General features: G+C 60.6%; 4 protein-coding genes. 1 reads left to right on the plus strand and 3 read right to left on the minus strand.

Annotated features, from left to right (window positions below; translation table 11 throughout):
- Positions 1 to 305, plus strand: a 305-nt coding sequence (locus IRZ24_RS15445; RefSeq protein WP_297165847.1) for a hypothetical protein, incomplete at its 5' end; no start/stop codon positions are given.
- Positions 306 to 437: 132 nt separating this feature from the next.
- Here the strand turns inward: IRZ24_RS15445 and IRZ24_RS15450 are convergent.
- The 3 genes from IRZ24_RS15450 to IRZ24_RS15460 all read right to left on the minus strand — a co-directional run bounded on the left by IRZ24_RS15450 (position 438) and on the right by IRZ24_RS15460 (position 6,123).
- Entirely contained in the window at positions 438 to 3,557 is a 3,120-nt protein-coding gene (locus IRZ24_RS15450; protein WP_297165850.1) for a type I restriction endonuclease, read from the minus strand.
- Between the two features lie 1,083 nt (positions 3,558 to 4,640).
- The gene (locus IRZ24_RS15455) at positions 4,641 to 4,955 is read right to left on the minus strand and encodes a GlsB/YeaQ/YmgE family stress response membrane protein (RefSeq protein WP_297165853.1); all 315 of its coding nucleotides are present in this window, start codon (positions 4,953 to 4,955) and stop codon (positions 4,641 to 4,643) included.
- Between the two features lie 391 nt (positions 4,956 to 5,346).
- Positions 5,347 to 6,123, minus strand: a complete 777-nt coding sequence (locus IRZ24_RS15460) for a 2-phosphosulfolactate phosphatase (RefSeq protein WP_297165855.1) — start codon at positions 6,121 to 6,123, stop codon at positions 5,347 to 5,349.
- Positions 6,124 to 6,252: the final 129 nt, after the last annotated feature.

Consider the following 6,252-nt stretch of genomic DNA (forward strand, 5'->3'; position numbering starts at 1 on the left):
TTGAAGAATGGCATGAGGAGCAGGGTGAAGAGCAGCGTGAAGAGCAGCGTGACCGTGAGCAGCCAGAAGCGAGCCAGGAGATTGAGCGCCTGAAGGAGCGGCTAGCGCACGAGTATGCACAGGCGCTGCGGGCCGGCGAGCGTGATGCTGCCCCTTCCTACGAGACCTATGAGCGGCTGGCCGAGCTAGCCGGAGATCGCCAGGCCAGCCTCATCCTCAAGGAAGTGATTGAGGCAGTTGAGCGTCGCATCTACGGTCTGCTGCTGTTGGAGGAGCCGCTCCAAGGCAACGGGCACCTTCACTGACCACAGGGAGGAACGGGAGTACGGATAGCGGGAGACCTGCCTGCCGGAGAGACAACTCGGGTCAGCCCGGCAGGCAGGTCAACAAAGGCGCGCGACGAGCATTGTCGGCTCGCGCCGCGCGAGGTCTCCGCCTCAGCTCTCCGCCGGAAGCTGAGCGGGACCTCCCCGCTGTCCCTTGCCGGGGCGTCGCCGCGAGCGGGAGCCTTCGGCCTCGGGAGAGGGCGATGGCGGCTCGGCGGCGGTTTGCTCCAGCAAAGCGCGCACAAAGGCTAACAACTCAGCGGGATACTGCTCCCAGGGAGCCTGACCGCTCTCATACTTGCGCGGCAGCGCCTCTAGCCGTGCCAGGGCCTCGGCATAGCGAGGCTGCTGGCTGCTCAGCAACTCCAGATTCCAGGCCAAAAAGCTGCGTAACTGCTCGGCCTTCAGCAGCGGTGTCTTGCTCTTCCCGAGCAAGGTAGTCAAGCGCGAGAAACTCACGCGGCGCAAATCGAGCAAGGTCAGCGAGGGCTTCCTGCCCGGCGGCTCAGCGCTTCTGCCAACAGAGGGTAGCGCCAGACCCTCCCCGGCCATAACAGCGCGTGGATGCTCAAGCAGCTCATCCAGACTGCGACAATGCTGCGCACGCTGCATGAGCCTGGCCGTCAGTCCCAGAGCCTCTACCGGGCCAGCAAAGCGAGGCGCTTCCTTATCGGGCAGCAACGCCGCATACAAAGCCTCAACGCGCCTCACCTGTGCAAAGAAGGCCTGGCGCAAGTCATTCCCTCTAAGCAGGCGATCAGCAGCCTGAGACACGGCGCTGTCACGCAATCGCTCATCGCTGGGGGCCAACAACGTGGCAACGTCGACGGCGTGGCGTGCGCAGAAATCCAGAGTCTCCTTAAGGGCCTGCTCCAGCTCGGCCACAAGCTGGCGTTTCTCTTGAATAGCGCTGGTCTCGGTGACGAAGGCTGCGCGGCTGGCCCGACGATGGGCGCCTCTCGGCTGAGAAAGCACGTGCTCAGCGGCCCGAGTATACTGCTGTTGCAGGGCTGAAAGCGCCGGCCAATGACCGAGATAGTCCACGACCAACCCACCGATCTTATTCTCATCGTTGACCCGATTCACCGCCGTCAAGGCCGCCAGCAACAGCGGGCCTCGCAGAGGCCGATCAAGATAGAGCGTTGTCAGGGGCGGAGCAGCCAGACTCGCCAACCAGGGATCACAGGTAAAGACAAGGCGCAATGGATCATTTGCATCGCGGAAGCGAGCGACCAGATCCTCAGCGTAGAGACGCTCATGATGAGGACGGATCTCGACCGTCTCACAATAGACGCGGCCCGGCGTATGGTTGAAATCGGCGAAGCGACGATAGTCATCGGGCGACGGCGACATCACCACAGCCATCTCAATGGGCCTGTAGGAGGCCAGGCGTTCATCAAGCGCAGCGCGGCGGCGCCACTCGAAGGTCTCATCGCGCTCGCGCTGCAGCCGGCGTAGCATCCGCTCCCAGAGAGAGAGCACCCGATTATAGAGGCGCACGGCAGTAATCTTATCGAGCGTGAGCACCAGCGCCTTAGCGCCCTGACCTCGTGCAAGCCAATGCTCGACCAGATCGCGCGCCACCAGATCGAGGCGCTCTGGCTGAGTGAGCAACGCATAAGGAGTGCGCAGGCGGTGAGCCAGCTCCTCCTGATGCTCACTGCAGGGACCGGCGGCCTCGGCCAGTTGCTGCATCGCCTCGGCGAAGCCAGGCGGGGTCTGAAACCCGAGACAGGTGCTGCGATCCTCATAGTAGACAGGCACAATAGTGCCATCGGCGAGTGCCTGAGCGCAGGAATAGCAGCTAAGATAAGGACCAAAGAGACTGCGGAGGGCCGGCTCTTCAGCCTCAGTACAAGGCATGGCCGTTAGCCCAAGAAAAGCCGCGGCGGGCAACGCCTGGCGCATCTGCTGCAATTGCTCCAGCGTGCAAGTATGCAGCTCATCGACAATCACCAGCAGATCTGCGCGCAGCGACAACGACTCAGGGGAGACGAAGGCCGAAGGCAGCGCGAAATAGAGGGACGGCGCGCCAGAACCCGCAGGAGACTGCTCTAACAAACGTTGCAACTCACTCGCCGTCGTCACCGGGGCAGTCGCCGCCTTCGCCTCCTTCGCCAGCAGGCCGCACTCCGTCAGTGAGCGTACAAGCTGGCGCCACAGATCCTCGTGACCGGTTACCAACAGACAGGTTGACGTTGGCTCGTCACGTTGACGCAGCACCTTCCGCAGCAGAAAAGCCAGTGTATAACTCTTACCGCTACCATGCGTCTGCCAGAGCAGCCCCAGGCGACCCCGTAAGGCCCTACTTTCACGCAAACGGGCATAGGCGGCATTGGTCGCAAAATACTGATGGGTACGAGCCACAATCTTCGTGGGACGTGGCGTCGCCGGGAAGAGAGTGAAGTGCTCAACAAGGTCAAGCAGGCGCTCCGGCTGACAGGTAGCGTAGAGCGCGGTCTCTAGCGAACAGTCTTCCGGTTCATCCTCGTCCCGGACACGCTTCCAGGGGGTCAGTAGCGGCCAGGGGCTGTCGATACTGCCCACGCGGTTCAAAGGGCCGTTCGACAGCAGAACAAGGGCGTTATACCACAAGAGCTGCGGGAGCTCAAGGCGATAGCGCCGCACATAGCGCTGATAGAGCTGCTCCAGTGACTCGGCGCCAATAACAAACAGCAGGAGAGGGAGACCATTGAGGAAGCCAACCAGAGGAAGACAATGCCGGCCACAGCGGCCCTGTACCCAGTAATTGGAGATCAGCCGCCAATCATTCGCCGCCGGCTGCTGCCAGTCAATGAGGCGCAGCATCGGACCAGACCTTGGCATGCCGGCAGCGGTAGCCGCCCTGGTCTCGGTCCGGCCAGCGAGCCACCGCTGACTCGGCCTGGCCTTGGAGGTCGCCGACGGCCCATCCGCATCGCTCAACGAGAGACCCTCACGCAGCAGATGATAGACCTCACGATTAGCACTCATCGGGTGCATAGCGCTACGATCGCGTGTCAGCAGCGCACAGGCACGGGCGATCTGCTCTGCACTGGCCTCGGGATTTAAACGCTGCAACGCCGTGCGTAGCGGCCCGCGCAGGACCACCTCCTCTGCATGGCTGCGTCCAGTAATCTCGTAGCGACCTTCTTCCTCGGCGGAAGCATCCTCATGACGATATCCCATCTGCTCTAAAGCGTAAATGGCCCGAGCAACTACAGTACTTTTGATGACTTGTGTAAACTCCATAGCACGACCTTCTTCTTACGCCTTACGTCGGCAATTGCTCTGAACCCAGAGCTGGGCGCGCTACCGCCGACAAGAACTCGCGCAGCATTCGCGCCGACTGGCATGCCAGGCCCTCCAGATGAGACACTGGAAAGCTCTCAAGCGCTGAAACCCGCGCACACGCCAGCCCGAAGCTGCCCTCGGCTGTAGGCAAGTCGTCTGAAGCTCCCGCTTTGGGCATTGTGCAAGCGGGAGCCAGCGGTCAGTGTAATCAATGCAAAAAATTGCGTTCATAAATGAGGCGATCTGAGTGCACACACCAGCAGAAGACCAGCAGGGGAAAAGGCTAATCCGTTCCGTTCACAGAGCCTCAGACTAGACTACAGGCGCAGACTCTCACCTGTGGCTGCCTGCTGTGGCACTCTTGCCCTTCCCATCGGCCAAGGCCGCCCGCCACTATCCGGTCAGGCCCACGCTGGATCTAGGCCAGATCTGGAGCGACGCAGGCCGTCGCGACATCGATCAGGGGTCAATTCCCTCCTAGCCATATACCACGTCCTTCCTGCTCCTAGCGACTAGCTGTCACCGCCGACACTTCCTCCCGGCCTATCGGCCTGGCATATGCAGACCGGAGGGCGAAAGCGCCAGCCAAGACGACATCTCCACCCGCATCTCGCTTTCGCAAAGAAGCAACAGGCAGCCAGGCCCGAGCCAGTCATGGCAAGCAGGCACTTATTCACTCAGAGGAAGCGAGCTGTCTCGTCCTGGCCTGCCATCATGTTGCTACTCTATAGACGAAGCTGGCAAGATCTTATCAAACAAAAGCAAGGCATCTGAAAAAAGAAAAAGGACCTTTTGCATAGCTCTGTAGTTATCTTGTGTAACTACATATAAGAAGGGCAGCAGCACTACCAAAGCCAGCAACGCGACAAGCACTCACTAGCGCAACCAACAGAGGCAGAGCTACCCGGCCAACCAATCAACCAAGCGGCCTCAGCCTCCTGGGCAAACAAAAAGCGGGCCGGCATCGATAGCCGGCCCGCTGTAAAGGAGACTTCGGCGCCGCGGTGCGTCGAAGAAAGGAGGCGAAGAGCGAAAGGCTCACTAGACCGTAGGACGCTTGCCGCCGATCCCGCGTCCACCGGTCACAGCCTTCACAATCACAAGCAGGATGATAGCACCGAGCAGAGCCGTCACGAACGTCCAGAAAATGCCACTGACCGTAATACCAAGGGCACCCAGGATGGCGCCGCCCAAGAGACCGCCGATGATGCCGACGATAATATTGCCCAGGATGCCGAGCTGATCGCCTTGCACCAGGCGGTCGGCGATCGCGCCGGCCAAACCGCCGATAATAATCCAGACAATCCAGGCCCACAGCGTGCCCAGCACGCTCGCCAGAACAAAACCCGTTACCATATGGACTTTCTCCTCCTCTCGCTGAAGCGATCTAGTAGGACAGTGCTCACTACTGTCGAAGGTACTCCGATCGCCATTGGGTCATTACTGATGTCACCTGTTACACGGATCAGACCCCCAGAGGGAGTCAACTCGCCTTCCAGAGCGGAGAAGAAAGGTAAAGAGGATGGCAAGGCTTAACAAGCGGTTACAAGCCGTCCGAGCCTCTCACAAGGCTCAGGCCAGAGAAAGCAAGAGAGGAGCCACCTCAGTAGAAATACTGGTCCCTCGCAGTCAGCCGGGCGACCCAACGATAGACCTAAACAGTGGTGAGCGAAGCCAGAGAGAGAACCCACAGTGAAGCGGGGAGCCGCGAGGGACCGGATGGCGGAGTTGCCAGCGCCGCTGATCCTTAAAGGGCCAGCGGCTCGGCGATCAACAGGCCCGTATCCGCCTCGCGGCCAGAGATCGCCGGCACGACCGTACTCTGATCGATCTCCATACAGAAAGGAGGATCATCAACCAGACCGGCCTGCAGCACCGTCAGCGACGACTGGCTGCACTCCAGCAAGCGTGGAGGCTTAAAGGCCTCATAGAGGGCCATAGCGGCCAGAGCGCTTTCATGGGGAGTCAGAGCCGGCGCGTCCACCTCGGCCTCATGAAGGGTGGCCAGACGGAGCAACTCCGCAGCCAGATAGCCAGCGCAGACCGCATCATCGAGAGCAAAATAGCGAAACTCGCCCGCGCAGACCAGAGCAATAGTGCGATCATGGGAGCGAGCCAGCCGCAGAGCCGCCGAAGTCACCGCATGAGCGTTACGGAAACAGCCAGCCAGGCGGATCGTCTCAGGCGGGCAGGCATGGAAGGCACGCGTACCATTCGTCGTCGTCAAGATCAGCTCGCGACCCGTCAGATCCAATTGAGCGAACTCGCGCGGCGAATTCCCATAATCGAAGCCGGCGATACGCCGTACATTGCGCTCGCCGCAGAGAGCGCGACCGGGGTGGGCAGCGGCACCAGCGCGCGCCTGCTCGATCGACTCAGCCACCAACACGCGCCGTGCGCCCCGCTCCAGCATCGTCGTCATTGTCGTCGTGGCCCGAATCACATCGATCACAATGTAGACATCCCCAGCCTGGGCCTGATCGGGCAGAATCGCCGAAGGAGTAAAAAAGACAAAGAGTTGCAAAGTACCTCCTGCTAGTCGCTTACTGAGCAAACAGAATGATGGGCAGGGCGGTGGCCCAACCCAAACCAAAATACAGATCAGGTTTCATTATATCCTCGTGCCGGGCATATGGTATGATAAGGGAAGAAG

This window comes from Thermogemmatispora sp. (assembly GCF_019683755.1).
Taxonomy (GTDB): Bacteria; Chloroflexota; Ktedonobacteria; order Ktedonobacterales; family Ktedonobacteraceae; genus Thermogemmatispora.